21 protein-coding genes are annotated in these 21682 nt (G+C 68.8%); 11 read left to right on the forward strand and 10 right to left on the reverse strand.

Features of this window, described 5'->3' with window-relative positions; all coding sequences use genetic code 11:
• The first annotated feature begins 46 nt into the window (after nt 1-46).
• The 6 genes from HPA01S_RS13490 (at nt 47) to HPA01S_RS13515 (ending at nt 6767) form a co-directional block, all read left to right on the forward strand.
• Complete coding sequence (locus tag HPA01S_RS13490) at nt 47-871, forward strand: YecA/YgfB family protein (RefSeq protein ID WP_066270832.1); 825 nt, start codon at nt 47-49, stop codon at nt 869-871.
• Nucleotides 872-1027: 156 nt separating this feature from the next.
• Nucleotides 1028-1867, forward strand: a complete 840-nt coding sequence (locus tag HPA01S_RS13495) for a DUF2971 domain-containing protein (protein WP_066270835.1) — start codon at nt 1028-1030, stop codon at nt 1865-1867.
• A 322-nt stretch (nt 1868-2189) separates the two neighbouring features.
• The gene (locus HPA01S_RS13500) at nt 2190-2762 is read left to right on the forward strand and encodes a TetR/AcrR family transcriptional regulator (protein WP_066270839.1); all 573 of its coding nucleotides are present in this window, start codon (nt 2190-2192) and stop codon (nt 2760-2762) included.
• 201 nt (nt 2763-2963) lie between these two features.
• Nucleotides 2964-3425 carry a (2Fe-2S)-binding protein gene (locus HPA01S_RS13505; protein ID WP_066270842.1) on the forward strand — a complete coding sequence of 154 codons (462 nt, stop codon included), beginning with the start codon at nt 2964-2966 and terminating at the stop codon, nt 3423-3425.
• Between the two features lie 13 nt (nt 3426-3438).
• Entirely contained in the window at nt 3439-5727 is a 2289-nt protein-coding gene (locus HPA01S_RS13510) for a xanthine dehydrogenase family protein molybdopterin-binding subunit (protein WP_066270845.1), read from the forward strand.
• A 296-nt stretch (nt 5728-6023) separates the two neighbouring features.
• Nucleotides 6024-6767 carry a hypothetical protein gene (locus HPA01S_RS13515; protein WP_157085013.1) on the forward strand — a complete coding sequence of 248 codons (744 nt, stop codon included), beginning with the start codon at nt 6024-6026 and terminating at the stop codon, nt 6765-6767.
• Nucleotides 6768-6798: 31 nt separating this feature from the next.
• Here HPA01S_RS13515 and HPA01S_RS13520 read toward each other — a convergent pair whose 3' ends face one another.
• Both HPA01S_RS13520 and HPA01S_RS13525 read right to left on the reverse strand, forming a co-directional pair.
• Nucleotides 6799-7470, reverse strand: coding sequence for a glutathione S-transferase family protein (locus HPA01S_RS13520; protein ID WP_066270854.1), 672 nt, complete (start codon nt 7468-7470; stop codon nt 6799-6801).
• A gap of 57 nt (nt 7471-7527) precedes the next feature.
• Nucleotides 7528-8418 (reverse strand): LysR family transcriptional regulator, encoded by an 891-nt coding sequence (locus HPA01S_RS13525; protein WP_066270856.1) that lies wholly within the window; start codon nt 8416-8418, stop codon nt 7528-7530.
• Between the two features lie 103 nt (nt 8419-8521).
• Here HPA01S_RS13525 and HPA01S_RS13530 point away from each other — a divergent pair, with 103 nt between their 5' ends.
• On the forward strand, nt 8522-9592 hold the full coding sequence (locus HPA01S_RS13530) for an NAD-dependent epimerase/dehydratase family protein (RefSeq protein WP_066270902.1): 1071 nt from the start codon (nt 8522-8524) through the stop codon (nt 9590-9592).
• A gap of 20 nt (nt 9593-9612) precedes the next feature.
• A complete protein-coding gene (locus HPA01S_RS13535) occupies nt 9613-10770 on the forward strand; it encodes an Acg family FMN-binding oxidoreductase (RefSeq protein WP_066270858.1) in 1158 nt (385 codons plus the stop codon).
• On the opposite strand, the gene HPA01S_RS13540 is transcribed toward HPA01S_RS13535, so the two are convergent.
• From HPA01S_RS13540 to HPA01S_RS13550, 3 genes are all read right to left on the reverse strand, one after another.
• Complete coding sequence (locus tag HPA01S_RS13540; protein WP_066270860.1) at nt 10757-11911, reverse strand: DNA alkylation repair protein; 1155 nt, start codon at nt 11909-11911, stop codon at nt 10757-10759. The genes HPA01S_RS13535 and HPA01S_RS13540 overlap by 14 nt on opposite strands.
• Before the next feature lie 4 nt (nt 11912-11915).
• Entirely contained in the window at nt 11916-12398 is a 483-nt protein-coding gene (locus HPA01S_RS13545) for a CinA family protein (protein WP_066270903.1), read from the reverse strand.
• Nucleotides 12399-12470: 72 nt separating this feature from the next.
• The gene (locus HPA01S_RS13550; protein ID WP_066270861.1) at nt 12471-12995 is read right to left on the reverse strand and encodes a phosphatidylglycerophosphatase A family protein; all 525 of its coding nucleotides are present in this window, start codon (nt 12993-12995) and stop codon (nt 12471-12473) included.
• A 99-nt stretch (nt 12996-13094) separates the two neighbouring features.
• Between HPA01S_RS13550 and HPA01S_RS13555 the strand changes: the two genes are divergently transcribed.
• Nucleotides 13095-14672, forward strand: a complete 1578-nt coding sequence (locus HPA01S_RS13555; RefSeq protein ID WP_157085014.1) for a hypothetical protein — start codon at nt 13095-13097, stop codon at nt 14670-14672.
• Here the strand turns inward: HPA01S_RS13555 and thiL are convergent.
• Genes thiL through apaG form a run of 3 tightly spaced genes read right to left on the reverse strand, consistent with a single transcriptional unit; the run spans nt 14660 to nt 18178 of the window.
• Nucleotides 14660-15655, reverse strand: a complete 996-nt coding sequence (gene thiL / locus HPA01S_RS13560; RefSeq protein ID WP_066270866.1) for a thiamine-phosphate kinase — start codon at nt 15653-15655, stop codon at nt 14660-14662. The genes HPA01S_RS13555 and thiL overlap by 13 nt on opposite strands.
• On the reverse strand, nt 15648-17732 hold the full coding sequence (gene tlpB, locus HPA01S_RS13565; RefSeq protein ID WP_066270867.1) for a transporter-like protein TlpB: 2085 nt from the start codon (nt 17730-17732) through the stop codon (nt 15648-15650). The genes thiL and tlpB overlap by 8 nt, the downstream gene beginning before the upstream one ends.
• A gap of 50 nt (nt 17733-17782) precedes the next feature.
• Entirely contained in the window at nt 17783-18178 is a 396-nt protein-coding gene (gene apaG / locus HPA01S_RS13570; RefSeq protein ID WP_066270905.1) for a Co2+/Mg2+ efflux facilitator ApaG/CorD, read from the reverse strand.
• Nucleotides 18179-18281: 103 nt separating this feature from the next.
• Between apaG and rpe the strand changes: the two genes are divergently transcribed.
• Nucleotides 18282-18971 (forward strand): ribulose-phosphate 3-epimerase, encoded by a 690-nt coding sequence (gene rpe, locus HPA01S_RS13575; protein WP_066270870.1) that lies wholly within the window; start codon nt 18282-18284, stop codon nt 18969-18971.
• Nucleotides 18971-19627: a phosphoglycolate phosphatase gene (gene gph / locus HPA01S_RS13580; protein ID WP_066270872.1), complete on the forward strand. Its 657-nt coding sequence runs from the start codon at nt 18971-18973 to the stop codon at nt 19625-19627. Before rpe ends, gph begins: the two co-directional genes overlap by 1 nt.
• Nucleotides 19628-19666: 39 nt before the next feature.
• Here the strand turns inward: gph and HPA01S_RS13585 are convergent, their stop codons facing one another.
• Entirely contained in the window at nt 19667-20803 is a 1137-nt protein-coding gene (locus HPA01S_RS13585) for an ABC transporter substrate-binding protein (protein ID WP_066270873.1), read from the reverse strand.
• An 87-nt stretch (nt 20804-20890) separates the two neighbouring features.
• Nucleotides 20891-21502 carry a chalcone isomerase family protein gene (locus tag HPA01S_RS13590; protein ID WP_157085015.1) on the reverse strand — a complete coding sequence of 204 codons (612 nt, stop codon included), beginning with the start codon at nt 21500-21502 and terminating at the stop codon, nt 20891-20893.
• Nucleotides 21503-21682: the final 180 nt, after the last annotated feature.

Consider the following 21682-nt stretch of genomic DNA (forward strand, 5'->3'; position numbering starts at 1 on the left):
GCTGGCTACACTGGCGGCCATCATAGAACCCCGACATTGGCGCACGATGACCACCACGAACGACACCACCCCCGATACCTCCCCCGACGCCCAGACCCCGCTGGACCACGAAGACTACGACGCGCTCGACGCCATCCTGGACGACCTGCGCACGCGCGATGAAGAAGTGCCGCAATGGGAGTTCTGCGAAGGCGCCATGGCCGCGCTGCTGAGCACGCGCCGCCCCATCGAGGCCGCCGAGTGGCTGCCCGTGCTGCTGGGCACCGGCCCGCTGCCCACCGCCCCGCAGGAAGAAGGCACCCACTTCGCCAACACCGCGCAGTACGAACAGTTCATGGCCCTGTGGTCGCGCCGCCAGGCCGAGGTGGCGGCCTCGCTGGCCGCGCCGGTGGAGACGCTGGAAGACGAACGCAGCTACCACCCCGAGCTGATGGACGTGCGCGGCGCCGTCGCCTCGCTGCCCGAAGAAGAGCGCGCCGAGTTCAAGGGCCAGGACCTGCCGGCCTACGCGCAGGTGTGGGCGCTGGGTTTCATGTTCGTGGTGGAGAACTGGAGCGAAGACTGGGAGCCGCCACGCGACAAGGAAACCGCCGCCTGGATCGACGAAGCGCTGGACAAGGTGGTGGCCCTGACCGAAGACGACACCGGCGAACCCACCGTCAACATGCACGCCGAAGACGGCCCGCCGAGCGTGAGCGACGACCGCCTGAACGATTTCGGCGCCGCCATCTGGGCCGTCTACGACCTGGCGCAGATCGGCCGCAGCCTGGGCCCGCGCATCGAGCCGGTGCGCAAGGAAGCCACCCCGGGCCGCAACGACCCTTGCCCTTGTGGGAGTGGGAAGAAGTACAAGAAGTGCCACGGGGCTTGAGCCGGCCCTGCCGAGGGCAGTTAGAACAGTTGCGACTGTCCGTTGTCGCCTCTCGTGCTTGTGTGAATTGGCCGCCACGATTTGCAAAGCGGTCTAGCAGTGCACAAGTGCCAGTGCATTTCGCGAGCTTGAGGCTCCAAACTCGACGCTCTTGATATGTCGCTCTACAAGTACTTTCACCCTGACCGTACCGACGTCTTGTTGAATCGGTCGATCCGCTTTTCCTCCCCTGCAGTCCTGAACGATCCCTTCGAGCTCAAGCCTCATCTTGCAGTGCTAGCGTCGCCCGATTGCGTCGCAGCTGCGCTGCGACAAGCGATGCCAAGTCTGCTTGAGGACGAGTTTTCAAAGCTTCCGATCGAGCAAAGACGATTGCTCTCCCCCGAGGTGTTACAGACGCTGATGGTGAGCCAGTTTTCGCAAACGCAGAAGGCGGTTGAGGACATGGCAGCACACTTGATTCCGGGCCTTCAGGGCGTCATGGCACGGAAGCTTGAGGAGCAGGTAGGGATACTTTGCTTAACGGAGTCAGCCGACAACCTTCTTATGTGGGCGCACTACGCCGACTCTCACAGAGGGTTTGTGTTGGAGTTCGACGATTGCTCGCCATTCTTCGACTGTCGCGTCAACTTGAAGGATGAGCTTCGGCATCTGCGCAAGGTCACATACAGCATCAAGCGACCGTCACTTACGCTTTCGGAGGTCGATGACTTCTCGGCGTTCATGACGAAGGGGTTGGAGTGGCAGTATGAAGCTGAGTGGCGAATGATCCAGCCACTTAGCTCCGCGTCGCGAATCATCGGTGATGGCCCAGAGGCAATACATCTGTTCGAGTTCCCTGCAGAAGCTATCCGTGGCGTCATCTTGGGGGCTCGAATGCCTGAAGCAAAGAAGGTAGAGATTCGGGGGCTTCTTTCTCAATCACCACGGTATAGCCACGTACGCTGCGTCGACGCAAGAGTCGACGATGAACACTATCGAGTCAGGGTATCGTGAGCTGTCGCCTTAACCCCGCCATCGCAGGTGTTCGCAAAGGCGCTTTGCATTCGACAGATACCTCCGCTTCGCTCGCCTTGATGAGCCCATGGAGGCCAAACGTTGAGCAACTTTAAGCTTGGTCACATCTGGCGGGCTGGCGGTATCGCGACCAACGCAAGACCATTTTTGAAACGACGTTTTTCAACTCCGTGCGAACACGAACCCAGGTAGCGGAGCCTTGCAACCTCTCGGCTGCTGTCTGACTGGCGTCGGCCGCGTTGCGAGTCCTTCCCCGCCTCGGTTGACGGATGAACATTCATTCGCTTAAGATCGCGCCTCCATGAAACCCAAGGACGACGACAAGCAACAAGCCATCGCCAGCGCCACGCTCGCGCTGGTGGAGCGCGTCGGCCTGAGCGGCTTGACCATGGCCGGCATTGCGCGCGAGGCGGGCATTGCCACCGGCACGCTGTACGTCTACCACCGCTCCAAGGAAGAGCTGCTCAATGCCCTGTACGAGCAGGTCAAGGGCGCGTTGGTGGCGTTGATCGATGGCGGCATCGAGCCCAATGCGCCGTTTCGCCGCCGCATCCAGCAGAACTGGACGCGCCTGCTGCGCCACCGCCTGGCGCATTACCCCGAGGCGGTGTTCATGGACCAGTACTACAACTCGCCCTGGTTCAGCGAGGCTTCGCGCCAGTTCTCGGCCCGTTTTGCCAGCGGCTGCCTGGGCTTCTTTGACGAAGCGCGGGCGCAGCAGATCGTGAAGGACGTGCCCACCATGCTGCTGGCCGCCAACTTCTTCGGCTCGGTGCGCGACACCGCCAACCTGCTGCGCAGCGGCGATCTGCCCGACACCGAGGCGGCGCTGGCGCAAGCCTTCGGCATCTGCTGGGACGGCCTGAAGGCCTAGCATGAAGCACTCCCCCGCGTCGCTTCGCGCCACCCCCTCCAGGGGGCAACACCAGCGGCCCGGCAAAGCCGGTTCCGCGGTGTTTCTGGACTAGACACGTCTCTGATTCAGCAGTAAAAAAACGCCTTAAAACCGAATGAACATTCATTCATAAAACTCGATTCCCCGCCCCACCATCCCCCACGAACGGAGAACACCACGATGCCCACCACGCTCAACATCAATGGCAAGGACGTTCGCGTCGATGCCGACGCCTCCACCCCCATCCTCTGGGCCCTGCGCGACACGCTGGGCATGACCGGCACCAAGTTCGGTTGCGGCGCGGCCCTCTGCGGCGCCTGCACCGTGCACATGAACGGCGCGGCCATCCGCTCCTGCGTCACGCCCATCAGCGCGGCAGAAGGCCAGAAGATCACCACCATCGAAGCGCTGGAAACCGACCGCGTCGGCAAGGCGGTGCACACCGCCTGGGTCAAGGCCGATGTGGCGCAGTGCGGCTACTGCCAGAGCGGCCAGATCATGAGCGCCACCGCGCTGCTCAAGGCCAACGCCAAGCCCACCGACGAAGAGATCGACGGCGCCATGGCCGGCAACATCTGCCGCTGCGGCACTTATGCGCGTGTGCGCATTGCCATCAAGGACGCAGCGCGTACGCTGGCCTGAAAGGACATTCACCATGCACCTGCACACCCACACCGCCAAACAGATCCGCGCCCACCTGCCGCCTGCGATCGCGCACCGGCTGGAGGCTCATGAAGCCGATGACGGCGCCGCCGACGGCATCGCGCGCCGCAGCTTCCTGAAGATCGCCACCGCCTCGGGCTTTGCACTCGGCGCCTTTCCGCTGCTGGCGGCCGAACCGCAGGGCGCGCCCGCCGCGGCGGCTGCTGCGCCTGCCGGCCTCAAGGCCGACCAGCAACCCGCAGCCTTCGTGAAGATCGCGCGCGACGGCAGCGTCACCGTCACCGTCAACCGGCTGGAGTTCGGCCAGGGCACGCACACCGGCCTGGCCATGGTGCTGGCCGAAGAGCTGGACGCCGACTGGAGCCGCGTGAGCGCGGTGCACGGCAACGCCGACCCGGCCTACAACGACCCCGCCTTCGGCATGCAGATCACCGGCGGCTCGACGGCGATCAAGAACTCCTACACGCAGTACCGCGAACTCGGTGCGCGCACCCGCGCCATGCTGCTCTCCGCCGCAGCGAAGCAGTGGAACGTGCCCGTCGACTCACTGGCCGCCGAACGCGGCGTGGTGATCGGCCCCGGCGGCAAGAAGCTCACCTACGGCGCGCTGGCCGACGCCGCGATGCAGCAGCCCGTGCCCGCACAGGTGGTGCTGAAAGACCCGTCGCGCTTCAAGATCATCGGCCAGCCCACCACGCGGATCGATGCGAAAGCCAAGTCCAGCGGCAAACAGAACTTCGGCATCGACGTGCGCCTGCCCGGCATGCTCACGGCCGTGCTCGCGCACCCGCCGGTGTTCGGCAGCAAGGTCGCCAAGGTGGACGATGCCGCTGCGCGCGCCGTGCCCGGCGTGAAGGCCGTGCTGCGTGTGCCGCTGCACGACGGCGGTGAAGGCGTGGCCGTGGTGGCCGACGGTTACTGGGCCGCCAAGCAGGGCCGCGAAGCGCTCAAGATCGACTGGGACGACAGCGGCCGCGAGAAGGTGGACAGCGTGAAGCAGCTCGCCGCCTACCGCGCGCTGGCCGCCACCACCGGGAACATCAAGCACGACGCCGACATGGCGCCGCTGGCCGGTGCGCCGCAGAAGATCAGCGCCGAGTTCGTCTTCCCCTACCTGGCGCATGCGCCGATGGAGCCGCTGAACTGCACCGTGCAGCTGACCGGCACCGGCGCGGCCACAAAGGCCACGCTGTGGACCGGCACCCAGATGCCGGGGCTGGAGGTGGCGGCCGCCGCGCGCACGCTGGGCATCAAGCCTGAACAGGTGGCGGTGAACGTGCAGATGGCCGGTGGTGGTTTCGGCCGCCGCGGCCTGCTCACCAGCGACTTCGTGGTGGAAGCCTGCATCATCGCCAAGGCCGCGCAGGCTGCCGGCATCACGGCACCGGTGCGCACGCTCTGGAGCCGCGAGGACGACGTGCGCGGCGGCTACTACCGCCCGATGCACGTGCACCGCGCCGAGATCGGCTTCGATGCCGAAGGCAAGGTACTGGCCTGGGACCACGTGATCGTCGGCCAGTCCATCATGGCCGGCACTTTCTTCGAACCCATGATGCTGAAGAACGGCGTGGACGAGACCGCGGTGGAAGGCATGCGCGCGCCGTACACGGTGCCGATGCGCCTGTCGGCCCACCACCCCAAGCTCAACGTGCCGGTGCTCTGGTGGCGCAGCGTGGGCTCCACCCACACGGGTTACGTGATGGAGACGCTGATCGACGACATCGCCCGCGCCACCAAGCAGGACCCGGTGGCCTACCGCATGAAGCTGATGGACGCCAAGGCCGTGCGCCACCGCGCCGCGCTGCAGCTCGCGGTGGACAAGAGCGGTTACGGCAAGAAGACCCTGGCACCCGGCCGCGCCTGGGGCGTGGCGGTGCACGAGTCGTTCTCGTCCATCGTGGCCTATGTGGTCGAGGCCTCGGTGGTCGACGGCACGCCCAAGCTGCACCAGGTGACGGCGGGCGTGCACTGCAACCTGGCGGTGAACCCGAAGAGCGTGGAAGCGCAAATCCAGGGTGGCGCGCTGATGGGTCTGTCCATGTGCCTGCCGGGTGCGGCCATCACGCTGAAAGACGGTGTGGTCGAGCAGAGCAACTTCGGTGACTTCGCCGTGCCGCGCATCACCGACATGCCGGCCATTGCGGTGCACATCGTGCCCAGCGCCGACGCGCCCACCGGCATGGGCGAGCCCGGCGTGCCGCCACTGGCACCGGCCTTTGCCAACGCCATCGCCAGCCTCACCGGCAAGCCGCTGCGCGAGCTGCCGTTCAAGCTGGCCTGACGGCTTGTCTCGCCCCGCCCCTCTCGCTTCGGGAGGGGCGGGGGTGAGGGCACACGTGGTGGCGGCCAGGCCAGGCCGACCCCGCTCCGATCTCTTCCGTTTGGGGGAGGTCTCGTGGCGCTGGATTCGCTACGCTGCGCGAATCGTTTTTCCTTTTCATGGCGCAACGCCTTCGGGCGGGCACCGGGGCGTTCCGTGTCGGCGGGCATGGCGATGCCGCTTGACCGTACCGAACACGATGCCAGGCTTGTCTAGCCGGGGACGTGCCGTGCCTCACTGTTGAGAAGGCCACCTCCATGAGTCGACGCCGCACTTACCGCTTGCTGATCCAGGCGACAGCCAGCGCCTTGCTGATCATCGCCGCCCTGCCCATGGCCCGGGCGCTGACGTTCGCCGAACTCACGTTTGCCGAGCGCAAGGATGTGGAGCGCATGGTCCATGAGGCACGGGTCGAGATCGACAGGCGCACCGCCGACTTGCGGCGCTCCGAAGGCCAGCCGGTTCATGACGTCTTCCTGCCGATGCATTACCAGTGGCTGCTGCTGGGTGCGCAAATGAGTTTCAACGGGATCCAGCCCAATGCCGAGCGCGTGCGCGCCGCGAGCGAGGCGCTGGCCAGGGATGACAAGTCGGCGTCGGAGCAACTGGAGAAAGACCTGCACTGGGCCCGCGTCGATCTGATCACGCAGAACCAGATTCTGGATCTGTACATCGAGCAGCTGCGGCGTTTTGCCAAAAGCCATCCGGCGCTCGCGGAGAAGCATCGAATGGTGCCCTCCAGGTCGAAGCCGTTTGTCTTCAAACAGGCCACCCAGGTGGGGCGCAGATTTTCGTTGCCCGGGCGCCAGATCACGATACCCACGGCACCGCCTGTGACGGTGGTGGACGCCAACCTGCCGGCCTACCGGCTCTGGCGCGATTGCCTGTACGCACGCACCGGTGGCCCGAATGCGGAACAACGTGACCGCGTCCATTGCCAGGACCTGGATCCCAAGGGCCGCCGGGAGTTCGATCCCGATCTGGCGGTCTTTGGCCGATGACCGAATCCCGCTTGCCTGTGCCGACCCGGCGTCAGAACGTGGCGAGGTCGAACGGTCCGCCCTGTTCCAGCGCCCGCTGGTAGGCGGGCCGCTCGTGGATGCGGCGCAGCCAGTCGGCGAGCTTGGGGCGCTTCTTCAACAGGCCACGCGCATCCGCCGCTTCGATGCCGAAGCTCATCTGCACGTCGGCGGCGCTGAACGAACGCCCGACGAACCAGGGGCCGTGTTCGGTGAGCTCGTTCTCCAGGTAGTCGAAGTGGCGCTTCAGGTTGGGCGTGACCAGCAGGCCCTTGACCTTGGCCGAGATGCCCTTGGCCACCGGGCGCACGATCAGCGGGCTCTTGCGCTCGATCTGGTCGAACACCAGTTGCAGCAACAGCGGCGTGCCCAGCGAGCCTTCGGCGTAGTGCATCCAGTAGCGGTAACGCAGGTAAGACGGCGTGCCGCGCTCGGGTGCGAACTTGCCGTCGCCACAGGTCTCCACCAGGTACTCCAGGATTGCGCCCGACTCGGCCAGCGTGGTCTTGCCATCGGTCACCACCGGCGACTTGCCCAGCGGGTGCACTTTGATGAGCGAGGGTGGCGCCAGCATGGTCTTGGGGTCGCGTTCGTAGCGCTGTATCTGGTACGGCACGCCGATCTCTTCGAGCAGCCAGAGCACACGCTGCGAGCGCGAGTTGTTGAGGTGGTGAACGGTCAGCATGGGGCAATGCCTTTCAGGGGGTTGGACGGCGGGCGCGCCGTGCAGGATGCGTGCGTTTCATGACAGCGCCGGTGGCAGTGCCTGGGCCAGGAAGTCCCACACCTGGCGGATGCGCGGGTTGCTGCGGATCTCGCGGTGCACGGCGAGCCACATCGGCAGGGACGGGATCGACAGCGCCGGCAGCACCGGCACGAGATCGGTGTTGCGCCGCGCCGCGTAACGCGCGAGAAAACCCACGCCCAGCCCGGCCTCCACCGCGGCCTGGTAGGCGCTGAGGTCGTCGGTGCGCAGCGCAAAGTGCTCGCGTTGCAGGTGGTGCCCCATCGCCGCGAAACCCCGCAGGATGAGGGTGTTGCGGTCGTCGCCCACCAGGTCGTGCGCGAGCAGGCCTTCCGGCGTGCGTGGCGTGCCGCGGCGGCGCAGGTAGTCGCGGTGGGCATAGGCGCCCAGCGCCACCTGCCCGACCTTGCGGCACAGCAGGGTGCTCTGGTCGGGCCGCGCCATGCGCAGCGCAATGTCGGCCTCGCGCTGCAGCAGGTTGCTCAGCGCATTGCTCGCCACCAGCTCGATCTGGATGTCGGGAAAAGCCTGGCGCAACTGCAGCAGCACGGGTGGCAGCAGCACGCAGGCCACCGGCTGGCTGGCGCTGATGCGCACCGAGCCACGCGCGCTCTTCTGCGCGCCCGAGGCCTGGCGCGCAAGCTGGTCGGCCGCGTTCGCCATCGCGCGCGCCGCTTCGGCCAGGCGGTGCGCGTGCGCCGTCGGCACCAGGCCACGGCCGGTGCGCTCGAACAGCAGCACGCCGAGCTGGGTTTCGAGTTCACCGATGTGGCGGCCCACGGTGGGTTGCGTGGTGGCCAGTGCCCGTGCCGCGGCCATCAGGCTGCCGCGGTCAAGCGCGGCGAGGAACGACCGGATCAGCGTCCAGTTGAAATCTCCGGTATTCATTTGTGCATGTCTGATGTTTGATTTCAGTCAATTGTGAATGTGCGGGAAGTTTTCCACAATCGCTGTCATGGCACCGGCGGTCGGTGCTTCCAAGGAGTTCTTCATGCCTGCCACGTCCCCCTCTTCGTCTCCTGCCGGCACCGTGCTGGTGCTCGGTGGACGGGGCCGCTTCGGCCTGGCCGCGGTGCAGGCGTTTGCGCGCGACGGCTGGCGCGTGCTGGCGCAGATGCGCCCCGGTGCACAGGCGCCGGCCGCCGTGCGGGGAGTGTCGGATGTGCAATGGCTGGCGCAGGCGATGGACACACCGCAGGCCATTGCCGCGCTGGTGGCCCGGGTGCGCGAGGCGGGTGGTGCCGCCGTGGTGGTGCACGCGCTCAACCCCAATCGCTACACGCGCCCGGCCTGGGAGCGTGAGGCCCGGCCCTTGTTGCAAGGCGGCATGGCGGTGGCGCAGGCGCTGGGCGCCACGCTGATGCTGCCGGGCAACGTCTACAACTTCGGCCAGCAGATGCCGGCGGTGCTGGTCGAGGGCGCGCCCCAGCACCCGACCGTGGCCATGGGCCGCATCCGAAACGAGATGGAGGCGTTGCTGGAGGCCGCCACGCAGCGCGGCGAACTGCGCGCGGTGATCGTGCGCGCCGGCAACTTCTATGGCCAGGGCCAGGGCACCTGGCTCGATCTCTCCATGCTCAAAGAAATCCGCCGCGGCCAGTTGGTGTTCCCCGGCCCGCTGGACGTGGCCACGCCCTGGGCTTACCTGCCCGATCTGGCGCAGACCTTCGCCGCCGTGGCGCGCGTGCGCGATGCCCTGCCGGCGTTCGAGACGCTGCATTTCCGCGGCCACACGCTCAGCGGCCACGACTGGGTGAACGCCCTGCAGCCCCTGGCGCGCGAGCAGGGCTGGCTGCGCGAAGGTGCCGCGCTGCGCGTGAAGAGCCTGCCCTGGCCGCTGATCCGCGCCATGGGCCTGGTCATGCCGTCTTTCGAGGCGCTGGCCGCCTTGCGGTACCTGTGGAACCAGCCGCACCGGCTGGACAACCGCCGCCTGCTCGCGCTGATCGGCAGCGAGCCGCACACTGCGTGGCCGGTGGCGCTGCGGCACAGCTTGCAGGAGATGGCGCTGCTGTCACCAGCACCCACCGAGGCCGTTGCCCCATCGTCCGCGCGCGCCTGACCCAACCCAAGGAGATCACCATGGACCGCCGCGTTTTCATCCGTGTCCTGGGCGGTGGCGCGATCGCCGCCGCCAGCGCCACCACCCTGAGCGGCTGCAGCAGCGCGTTGCCGCCCGAGGCCATTGCCGCCTGGCAAGGCCCGGGCGAGCAGGCCGATGTGCGCCGCTGGCTGCTGGGGCATGCGCTGCTGGCACCGCATTCGCACAACCTGCAGTCCTGGCTGGTGGACCTGGGCGTTGCCGACGAGATCACCTTGTTCGTTGACCGCAGCCGCCTGTTGCCCGAGACCGATCCGTTCGCGCGGCAGATCCTGATGAGCCAGGGCACCTTCATCGAACTGCTCGACCTGGCCGCGCGGCAGAAGGGCCTGCGCGCGCAGGTGGAGTTGTTCCCGCAGGGCGCGTTCGGGCCCAACGCGGTCGATGCCCGGCCGACCGCACGCATCCGTCTGGCGCCAGACGCCTCGGTGCAACCCGATCCCCTGTTCGCACAGATCCTGCGCCGCCGCACGAACCGCGAGGCTTACGAAGCGCGTGAACCCGACGCCGCGGCGCTGCAGGCGATCACCGCCAGCGTGTCGCCGTACCCGGTGCGCATCGGCTTCGTGGGTGCCGCGTTGCCCGAGGCGATGGCGCAGCACCGCCGCATTGCCAAGGAGGCCTGGCGCATCGAGCTGGTGACGCCGCGCACGGTGGAGGAATCGCTGCGGGTGCTGCGCGTCGGGCCGAAGGAGATCACGCTGCACCGCGATGGCCTTTCGATCAACGACCCGATGGTGCGCGCGCTCGCCGCCGTGGGCCTGTTCAGCCGCACGCAGGCGCCCGGCCCCGACAGCATGGCCACCACCTCGCAGATCCGCGACTTCAACCACAAGATCGACAGCACCCCCGCTTTCTTCTGGCTGGTGAGCGAAGGCAATGACCGCGTCACCCAGGTCAACGCGGGCCGCGCCTATGTGCGTGCCCAGCTCGCGGCCACCGCCGCGGGCCTGTCGATGCAGCCGCTGTCACAGGCGCTGCAGGAGTACCCCGAGCAGGCCGTGCCCTACGCCGAGATCCACCAGCTGCTGGCGGCGCCCGCGCCGCGCTTCACGGTGCAGATGTGGGCGCGGCTGGGTTATGCGCCGGCCATCGAGCCTGCGCCACGGCGCGGGCTCGATGCGCTCATGTCGGGCTGAGCTCGAACGCCGCCTCGGCCACCACCACGCCATTGACCCGCAGGTCTACCACGTGGGTGCCCGGGTACAGGGTGCGCGTGGTCACCGGCTTGAGGCTGTGGCGTTTGTCCAGCGTGCGGGTTTCGCCCGCCGCCAGCGTGAGCTTCCAGCCTTTGAACACCTTGGGCGAGGCGCTGCCGTTGGCGCGCACGTGGTGCACCGCGTAGTCCACCACCAGCAGCTGCGGCTTTCGCGCGCGGGATTGCAGCACCGCCTGCAGGCCGATCTCGCCCCCCACGGCCGCGCGTTTGGCCGACAGCGACAACGAGGCATCACCCTGCAGCCCGTTGGCCAGGCCCCAGGCTGCCAGCGTGGGCGCGTGGCCGGCCTTGATGAGGCCGCGGCTGGAGTGGCGCAACAGCGCGTCGCGCGAGGCAGGGGCGTCGATGCGGTGGTCTCGTACCCAGCCGGCCACCAGGTCGGGGTGGTCCTTGGCGATGTCGTTGAGGTGGTTGGCCACGCTGCGGCGCACGTAGCTGCTCGGGTCGTCCTGCAGCGCGCGCAGCAGCGGCAGCGTGGGCGAGGGGTCGAGCACCAGCGCCTGCAGCCGCAGGCCCCAGGGCAGGCGCGGGCGGCTGCCTTCGCTCACCAGCCGGCGCACGTGCGTGCTGGGGTCGTTCACCCACTGGCCGAGCGTGTCAAACGCGAGCGCGGGGTGGCGCTGGATCAGGGAACGGATCGCAAACTCGGCGGTGAAGCGCTGCGTCACCGCGTGCAGGCAGGCCAGGCCGCGTTGCGCGGCGGCCTCGCTGGCCACCCCGCGCCGCGCCACGAATTCGCCCACGGCCCACAGGGCCCAGCCGGCGATGCCGCTCTCGGCCTGTGCCTCGCCGAGCTTGAGCGGTTCGCCCTGGGCGTCGAGTGCCAGCGGCGGCGCCAGGCTGGCTTCGAGCGCATCGCAGGCGGCGTTGAAGTCGTCCGGCAGCGTGGCCTCCAGCGCATCGGCCAGCTGCATCGCACGCGCCTTGAACTCCAGCGCCTCCAGGCCGGTGGCGGCCTGCGCCTCGAAGCGTTTGTGGTCGAAGCGCGGCCAGGCGCGCCGCAGGTGCCGGCTGGCGGTGGCGACGGTGTCGCGGTTGATCAGGTTTTTGAAGGGCTCCACGGATTCAGGTGTTTGGCAGGCGTTGAAGGAGTCCGGCCAGCGCGTGTTGCACGGTGGCCTGGCGCACGGCGCTGCGGTCGCCGTCGAAGCGCCGGTGTTCGCTGAACACGCCGGCGGGTGTGGCCCAGCCGAACCAGACCGTGCCCACCGGTTTCTCTGCGCTGCCACCGGTGGGGCCGGCGACACCGGTCACGGCCACGCTGCACTGCGCGTGGGCATGGGCCACCGCACCGGCCGCCATGGCACGCGCCACCGGCTCGCTCACCGCGCCGTGTTGTTCGATCAGCGCCTCGGGCACACCGAGCAGCTCGTGCTTGGCGGCGTTGGAGTAGCTCACGAAGCCGCGCTCGAACCACTCGCTGGAGCCCGAAACCTCGGTGCAGGCGCCGGCGATCAGGCCGCCGGTGCAGCTCTCGGCGGTGGCCATCATCAGGCCGCGTGCCTTGAGTTCGCGTGCGAGTTGTTCAACCAGGGCGGAAGTGGACATGTTGTTCATGGTGTCACCTTGACGGAATGTGCCCATCTCGCATCAGGCGCGGCTTTTCCCGGGGCTGGGGCTTCAAGCCACCCTCCAGAGTGCGATCACGAGCAGGGTGCAGAAGGCTGCGGCGAAGTCGTCCAGCAGGATGCCGAAACCGCCCCGCGGGCCGAAGCCCTTGAAGGTCTGGTCGGCCCAGGCCATGGGGCCGATCTTGACCATGTCGAACAGGCGGAAGATCAGGAAGGCGGCGAGCTGGCCCCAGAAGCCGCTGGGCGAGATCAGCCACAGCACCAGCCAGAAGGCGACCACCTCGTCCCACACGATGTGGCCCGAGTCGGCAACGCGCATGTGGCGCGCGGTGACGGTGCAGGCCCACCAGCCGGCCAGGGTGGCGACCACGATCACCAGCCCCCAGCTGGCGGCGGAGAGAAAACGGTCCAGCACCAGGAAGGCCACCCAGGCCCAGAGCGTGCCCGCCGTGCCCGGTGCGAAGCGGCTCAGGCCGGCACCGGCGCCGAGGGCGATGAAGTGGGCCGGATGGGCCAGCAAAAAGCGCCAGGTCGGGCGGAGCAGGGGCGCGTCTGGTGCGGTGGTGTCGGGCATGCGCCGATTATCGGGGGGCCGTGCTTGTGGCCGCGCGGGCGCGGCGCGATACTGCGCGCTGGCCGGGCCCGTCACGGGCCGCCCGGCAGAAGGGCATGCATGGCAGCCATGGACACCGGTGCGATCCTCGCGGCGCTGATGCTGGGCGTGTTGCTCACAGCTGCGGCATCGTGGGTGGTGGCCGGGCTGTACCGGCGCCGCATGCTGGCCTTGATGCGGCGCGCGCCGGCGCCCGACGGCAGCGCGCTGCCCGAGCCATCCGCCCACCCACACCCGCCGCCCATGGCCGTGCGCCCGCCCACAGCGCCGGACGCCGAGGGCAACCGCCGCGCCGCGTGGCGCCACCTGGTGGTGATGGGCGTGCTGAGCGCGCTCATCGGCCTCACGCAGTCGGTGCTGGCCCTGCTGTTCGTCTACGGCGAAGACCTGCTCAGCCCGGGCCTTGCGCTCACCCTGGGCGCGGTCTACGCCTGGCCGATGGCGCTGGCCTGGGGGCTGTTGTGGCGCTGGCCGTGGTGGCGCACGCTGGGCGCGGTCCTGCTTTACCTGCTGGCCATGCTGGTGCTGGTCACCTGGCGATCGATCCAGCCGCAGCCGCTGTCGGCCTCGCTGAACTGGCTTGGTGGGCTGGTGGTGCTGCCCGTTGCCGTCACGCTGCTGATCGGGGCCAGCGGCCGCATCCGCGCGGTCGCGCCCTACCTGCTGCCCATCGGCCTGCTGATGGCGGGTGCTTCGGTGGGCGTGCTGGCCTTGCTGGCCGGTAGCGCGGTACAACCGCCGGCCTGGGCGCTGGCGTTGGTGGGTGTGCTGGACGTCTGGCCCACCCTGCTGCTGCTCACGCTGGCGCCCTGGCTGCTGCTGGCCTGGCCGGCCTGGGCGCTGGCGCGCTGGCTGGCGGCGGCCTACCGCGACAAATGTTTCTCCGACCTCTGGTACCTGCTCGCCGCCTACTGGATGGTGGTGCTGGTGGCCAATGCCCTGCCGGCGGTGCAGGGTTCTGGGCTGATCGGGCTGACGCTGCTGCTGCCCTGGTTGTGGCTGCCGCTGGCGGGGTGGGCGCTGCGCGGCTGGCTGGCACCGCGCGCCGCGCCGCCCACGCTGCTGGTGCTGCGCGTGTTCCAGGAGGGTGTGGGCGTGCAGGCGCTGTTCGACCGCGTGGTCGAGCGCTGGCGCCTGACCGGCAACACGGTGCTGATCGCCGGCACCGACCTGCTCAGCCGCACGCTCGACCCGGACGACCTGTTCACCTTTCTCAATGGCCGCCTGGCGCAACGCTTCATCGCCAGCGAGGCGCAGGTGGCCGAGCGGCTGCACGAGTTCGATCTCGCGCCCGACCCCGATGGCCGCTACCGCGTCAACGAGTGTTATTGCTTCGACCACACCTGGCAGGCGGCGCTGGCCGCGCTGGTGACGCAGGCCGACGTGGTGTTGATGGACCTGCGTGGTTTCCAGGACCGCAACAGCGGCTGCCGCCACGAACTCGCCGTGCTGGCCGGCGCGCCGAAGCTGCGGCGCGTGGTGCTGGTGGCCGATGGCCGCACCGACCGTGCGGCGGCCCGGGCCGAGATGGTCGGCGCGCCGGTCGGGCGCTTCGTGTGGGTGGATGCACTGCGGCTGGACACGCGCCGCGTGCGCGCCATCAGCGCGGCCCTGCTGGGCGCCGATCAGGCGAAGTGATCGAAGCTGCGCGCGTCGATGGCGCGTGCGCCGCCATCGGCGTCTAGCCAGCGCAGGCCGGTGGCCGCCGTGATGCGCCCGATGCGCGTGACCGGCGTGGCGCTGGCCTCGGCGGCTGCGGCAATCGCCGCGCGTGCGGCCGGCGCGGCGCTGAACAGCAGCTCGTAGTCGTCGCCGCCGGCCAGCAGGCATTCGAGCCGCTGTGCTTCGGGTACGGCCTGCAGCAGCGGCGCCAGCGGCAGCGCCGGCAGGTTCACCTCGGCACCGACGCCGCTGGCCTGCAGGATGTGGCCGAGGTCGCCCACCAGGCCGTCGCTGAGGTCGATGGCGGCGTGCACCCCGTGCGGGCCCACCAGCCCGGCCAGCGCCAGGCCGAGCGCATTGCGCGGTGTCGGGCGTTCCAGCCGTGCACGCGCTTCGGGGTCCACCGTGCCTGCACCGGCGGCCAGCGCCCATTCGACACCACGCAACTGCTCCAGCGCCAGCCGCGCTTCGCCGGTGCGCCCGCTCACATACAGGTCGTCGCCGGCCTGCGCGGCGTCGCGCCGCAGCGCGTGGCCGGGCAGCAGTTCACCGAACACGGTGACGCAGAGGTTGAGCGGGCCGCGTGTGGTGTCGCCGCCCACCAGCGGGCAGGCGTGGCCGTCGGCGAGCGCGAGCAGGCCCGCTGCGAAGGCCGCGATCCAGGCCTCGTCGGCGCTGGGCAGGGCGAGCGCGAGCGTGAAGCCCAGCGGGCGTGCGCCCATGGCGGCGAGGTCGCTGAGGTTGACCGCCAGCGCCTTGTGGCCGAGGGCGGCGGGGTCTACATCGGGGAAGAAGTGCCGGCCTTCGACCAGCATGTCGCTGGAGATCGCGAGCTGGTGGCCGGGGCTGGGCTGCAGCAGCGCGCAGTCGTCGCCGATGCCCAGCACCACCGCGCCGGACGCCGTGCCGCTGGCGGCGCCGCGCTGGAAGTGGCGCCGGATCAGCTCGAACTCACCCATTCGGCGGCAGGCTGTCGGGTGCGCCGGTGGCCGTGCTGGCCGGTGCGGGGTGGGCGGTGGCGTCGTCGTCCGCGTGGCGGGCGTTGCGCGGCGGGATCAGGAAGCTCAGCGGTGCGGCGCGGATGCGGCGCTGGATCGCACCGCGGATCAGGCGGCGGTTCACCTCGCTGATGTTCTGCGCCTGCAGCGCCAGGCGGAAGGCGAGGTAAAAGCTCACGCCCAGGTTGATCGGGCCGATCACCAGCACGCCGGCCACGGCCCACCAGAACTCGGGCTCCTTGAACACGTCCCAGCCCAGTGCCATGGCGGCGGCGCTCACCTGGCCGGCCGACAGCGTCACGTGGCGCACGTCCAGGCCGATGCCGAAGAAGGTCATGAAGGCCGGCACCAGGCCGAGCATGAAGCCGAGCGAGATGTTGGCCGCCAGGCCCGAGATGTTGCGGCGCATGAAGTCGGCCCAGCGCGCGGCGCGCTCGCGCCCGAGCACGCCGGTGAAGCGCGGGTTGTGCTTCATGGCCGAGTCGAGGTTGTGGAACACGTACCAGTTCTCGACCCAGCCGGCGATGATGCTGGAGGCGAACAGCAGCACGCCGGTGAAGGCGGCGAACAGCACCAGCGGGCCGATCAGGCTGACGTCCTTCAGCACCTGGTGCGCCTTGTGTTCGCTCACCATGGCGTCGCCGGTGGCCAGCATCATGCCCAGGCTGATCAGCATGACGACCGGGATCACCACGCCGATGTTGCCGACGATGGAGGCGATCTGCGAGCGGAACAGGTTGGCCACTTCATCAACGAAGCGGCGCACCGCCCCCGGCGCCTTGATGTCGCGCAGCTTGGCCACCATGGCCGGCGCCGTCACCGCCGGCTGCTTGGTGGCCAGCGTGAGGTGCAGCAGCATGATGACCACGAACGAGGTGGCGTAGTTGATGCCGTTGGCGAAGCCGCCCCAGAAGGCGCTGAGCCCCAGGCCGACCATCAGGAACTTGATCCAGACCGTGAAGCCGACGATGGCACCACCGCCGGCGGCCTTGCGCACCATGCCGCGGTACTCGGCGGCGTTGCGGGTGATGTAGTGTTCGCCGCTCTCGGCGCTGCGCTCGGCCACCTTGGCGGCGGTGAGGTGCGAGCTGCTGGCGATCAGCGAGCGCACGCTGCGGTTGTCCAGCCCGACCTGGGCCAGATCGGCCAGCAGGGCGGCGGTGGCGCGCTCGGGCTGCTCGGACTGCAGGCAGTCCAGCAGCTCCTTCACGCGCACGATGCGCTCGCGCAGCTGGCGCAGGCGGAACACGATGCCGACCGACACGCCGTACTCTTCCAGGTGCGAGTACACGGTGTAGGCGGCGTGGCGGCAGGCGTCGAGCTGCAGGCGCAGCGCTTCGGCCGCGGCGATGGCCTCTGGGCTGCGGCCACCGTACTGGTTGACCGCCTGGCGCAGCGCTTCAAAGTCGGCCGGCAGCTCGTGGAACGGCCGCTGGGCCTGGGCCTCGGGCGACATGCGGCTGCGGATCTCGGAGGCGAAGCCGGTGGCGCTGATCTGACTCACGCAGAAGATCAGCGCGTCCATCAGCGCGGCCTGCCAGAAGCCGGCCGGTGAGTCGGCGCCGGCGTCGGCCGCCGCTTCGCCGTCCTGCGGTTCGGGCGTGGCGATCAGCAAGCTGCGCAGGCGCTTGAGCGTCTCGCTGTCCAGCGCCTTGAGCCAGCGCACGTCGAAGCGTGCCGACAGCAGCAGGTCGAACAGCTCGGCCATGTCGGTGGTTTCGGGCGTGCCCGGCAGCACCTTCTTGCGCAGCCGGTTGCCGAACTCGCTCAGGAACGCGGTGCGGGGTGCGAAGCCGTGGTCGGCCAGCAGCGGGGTGAGGTCGACCGTGGTGATGAAACGCCCCCACCAGCGGCGCCAGCGCGCCTGCGACTCGGGGTTGTTCTGCACCTCGTCCAGGAACAGGCGCACGCGCGAGATGCTGGCCTGCACGTCGGCCTCGTCGCCGCGCACCCAGCGCAGGGCGCCGATCAGCCACAGGTGGCGCAAGGCCAGGGGTGCGTCCGGGTCCAGGGTGGCAAGGGGGGTGCTGGTGGGCATGCAGTGGGGTGTGGGGTGGAGGGTTTTGTGGGGCGCCGCGGGCGCCGCCCTCAGTGCAGCACGCGCGCGGGGGCGTCGCCGGCGCCGGTGGCGCGCAGTGCGAATTCGGTCACCGGGGCTTCAAAACGTTCCCCGTCTTCGGCGACGCAGAAAAAACTGCCGCGCATGCTGCCGGTGGGGGTGGCCAGCCGGGTGCCGCTGGTGTACTGGAAGGATTCGCCCGGGCGCAGCAACGGCTGGTGGCCGACCACGCCCAGGCCCTTGACCTGCTCCGTGTTGCCGTGCGCGTCGTCGATGATCCAGTGCCGTGCGATCAGCTGCGCCGCCACCTCACCGCCGTTGGTGATGGTGATGGTGTAGGCGAAGGCGTACTGGTCTTCGTCGGGCGAGGACTGTTCGCTCAGGTACTGGGGTTCCACCTCGCAGGTGAACAGGTATTTCGGCATGAGCGGCATGTTACCGCGCCACCGCGCCGCGGCAGCGGCCCTGCGAGAATGGGGCCATTCGATTTGTGCCGCCCCGTTTCCTCCCCACACACCAGACCCACACATGTCTTCCACCGTGCCCCAGTACCGCATCGCCCCGTCCATCCTGTCTGCCGACTTTGCCCGCCTGGGTGACGAGGTGAAGAACGTCATCGCCGCCGGCGCCGACTGGATCCACTTCGACGTGATGGACAACCACTACGTGCCCAACCTGACCTTCGGGCCGATGATCTGCCAGGCGCTCAAGCCGCACGCGAAGAAGCCCGACGGCACGCCGGTGCCGATCGACGTGCACCTGATGATCCAGCCGGTGGACGCGCTGGCCGGCGCCTTCATCGACGCCGGTGCCGACCTGGTGAGCTTCCACCCCGATGCGAGCACCCACGTGCACCGCAGCGTGCAGGCCATCAAGGCCAAGGGTGCCAAGGCCGGCCTGACCTTCAACCCCGGCGCGTCGCTCGACGTGCTGGACTGGCTGATCGACGACATCGACCTGATCCTGATCATGAGCGTCAACCCCGGCTTCGGGGGCCAGAGCTTCATCGACTCGGCGCTGCGCAAGATCGAGGACGCGCGCCGCCGCATCGAGGCCAGCGGCAAGGACATCCGCCTGGAGGTGGACGGCGGCATCAAGGTCGACAACATCCGCCGCGTGGCCGACGCCGGTGCCGACACCTTCGTTGCCGGCAGCGCGATCTTCGGCAAGCCGGACTACAAGTCGGTGATCGACCAGATGCGGGCAGCCCTCAAGTGATGCAGGGCATCCGCGCCGCCATCGTCGACCTCGACGGCACCATGGTCGACACGCTGGGCGACTTCGACGCCGCCCTGAACGCGATGCTCAAAGACCTGGGCCGGCCCACCGTCTCCCGCGCCGACATCGAGCACATGGTGGGCAAGGGCTCGGCGCACCTGATCCGCTCGGCGTTGCTGCATGGTGGCCTGAGCAGCGACGGCGCTGCGGCGCTGCAGCCCGAGGCCTGGACCCGTTACCAGGCGCACTACCTCGCCATCAACGGCCAGCACAGCGCGGTCTACCCCGGTGTGGTCGAGGGGTTGAGCGCACTGCGTGCGCGTGGCCTGCCGCTGGCCTGCCTGACGAACAAGCCGCTGTCCTTCGCCCGCCCGCTGCTGCAGGCCAAGGGCCTGGACGGTTTTTTTGCCCATGTGTTCGGCGGCGACAGCTTCGAGCGCACCAAGCCCGACCCGCTGCCGCTGCTCAAGACCTGCGATGCCCTGGGCACGGCGCCGGCACAGACGCTGATGGTGGGCGACTCGCAGAACGACGGCCTGGCCGCGCGCGCGGCCGGCTGCCCGGTGGTGCTGGTGACCTATGGCTACAACCACGGCGACCCGATTGCCGAGGCGCCGCACGACCGTCTGATCGGCTCGCTCAGCGAACTGGCCTGAGGGCGTCGGGGGGCGTGGTCCGGGGCGTTGACCCCGGCTTCAGTACATCAGCTTGCCGTCGCTGGTGACCACGCCGATGTCGACCCAGTTGCTGCCCAGGTTGCCCTTGGCGAAGTTGACGCGGAAGCCGCCGAAGTCGATCTCGCCCATGGCGCGCAGGGACTGCGCGATGCCGGTGGGCGTCATGCTGCGTGTGCGCTTCGCGGCCTCGGCGAACACCCGGGCGGTGACGTAACCCTCCATGTGGAAGGTGGTGTAGTTCGTCAGCGTGGGGTGGGTCTTGCGCATGGCGGCGCGGAAGTCGCGCTGCAGGGGGAGCGACACCCCCTGGGGGTTGGGGAAGGTCTGCGACAGGCCGACGCCGCGCGCGCCCGCAGCACCCGCGAACTTCACCAGGGCCGGTGCCGGCAGGTAGGACAGGCTGAAGATCTGTTGCGAGATGCCCGCGGCCCGCAGCGCGGCAATGCCTTCGCCCACGAACTTCGGTGCACCGACCACCAGCGCGGATTGTGGGTTGGCGGTGGCCAGGGTCTTGGCCGCCTGCGCGAGGGCGGCGGCGTCTGGCGCGGCCTGCGCTTCCATGATCTCGATGCCGCCCAGCGCGGCGGCAGCGCTGCGCGCCGAGGCCAGGCCGGAGGAGCCGATCGGGATGTCCTGGTGCAGCACGCCCATGGAGCGGATGTTCAGCGTGCGCGCGTGGGCCACGATCTTCTGGATCTGCTGCTCGTCGCCAGCGCGGATGTGGAACAGCTTGGGGTGGCCCGGCGAGCGCAGCACGCTGGCGCCCGGCACGGCGTTGAGGATCACGATGTCGGTGCTGTCCAGCAGCTTGCTGTCGAGCAGGTTCTTGAGCGTGGCGGAGCCCAGCGGGACCAGCAGCGCAACCGGCTTCCTGGCCATCGCCACGTCCAGCTGCTTGCGAAAGCCGTCGAAGGTGTAGGTGTCGTCCAGCTTGATCAGGGACACCTTGCGGCCCTGGATGCCGCCGCGGCCGTTGATCTCGTCGAGCGCCGCCGTGATGCCCTCGTTGAGTTCCTTGGGGTCGGGCGCGGGCAGCACGGTGAAGGGACCGATCTGGGCCACCACGATGTCGCCGGACGGGGCGGCGTCTTGCGACATGCCAGTGGCGGGAAGCAGCGCTGCCACCAGCGCGGCCAGAAGGGTGCGTCGGATCATGAGGGGTCCCTGGGAGTGAAGAGGTGCATACATTCTGGCTAGGAATGGCTCCCATTCAGGGTGGCATCACGACCGTGCGTCGAAAGATCAGCGTGCCTTGCCCAGCAGTGCGTCTTTCAGCACGTGGTCGGCCGGCTTGGGGCCGAGCCAGATGCGCAGCAGCGCGTCGAAGAACTCCGGCTCCTTGAACGGCTCGCCCTCGATCTTGCCCTTGATGGTCAGCACCGCGCCGGTGCCGGGCACCCAGTCGACCAGGAAGTTGTCGCCCGCCTTCAGCTCCTTGTGGTCGCTGAACACCTGGCTCATGCGCAGCACGCCCGGGATGAGTTTGGAGAAGGAGGAGCGGTCCATGTTGTCCTCCATGCCGCGCGAAAACAGCTTGCCCAGCTCGGCCGAGTCGATGCTGCGCAGCATGGTGATGGAGATGCGTTTGGCGCCCGGCGTGGCCAGCACGGCTTCGGCGGTGTCGGCCTTCTGGCCCAGGTAGAGGCCGGCGGTGTAGACCTTGAACACCGCCTTGTAGCGGATGCCTGCGCCGTTGAGCACCAGCGGGCTGCCGGCGACGCTGGCGCTGTCCTGCAGCTTCACGCCACCGACATCGAGGGTCGCGGCCTGCGCGGCGGGCCCGGCCAGGCACAGCAGTGTGGCCAGGGCCAGGGGAAACAGGGCGCGGCGGGGCAGGAGGGAGGTCGGTGTCATGGTGCGGGCGGGCCGGGGTGTCGGGTGGAGTGGCGTTGAAAAAAAGAACGACCGTTCGATTTTCCGCGATTGTCCGGCCAGGTGAACCCCGGGGCATCAGGGTTTCGCCGTAAAACCAAAGCTTGGGCGCGTGAAGCCTGACACGCCCGGCGGCTTTGCTACACTGCGCCTTCCATGTTC

Source organism: Hydrogenophaga palleronii NBRC 102513, assembly GCF_001571225.1.
Taxonomy (GTDB): domain Bacteria; phylum Pseudomonadota; class Gammaproteobacteria; order Burkholderiales; family Burkholderiaceae_C; genus Hydrogenophaga; species Hydrogenophaga palleronii.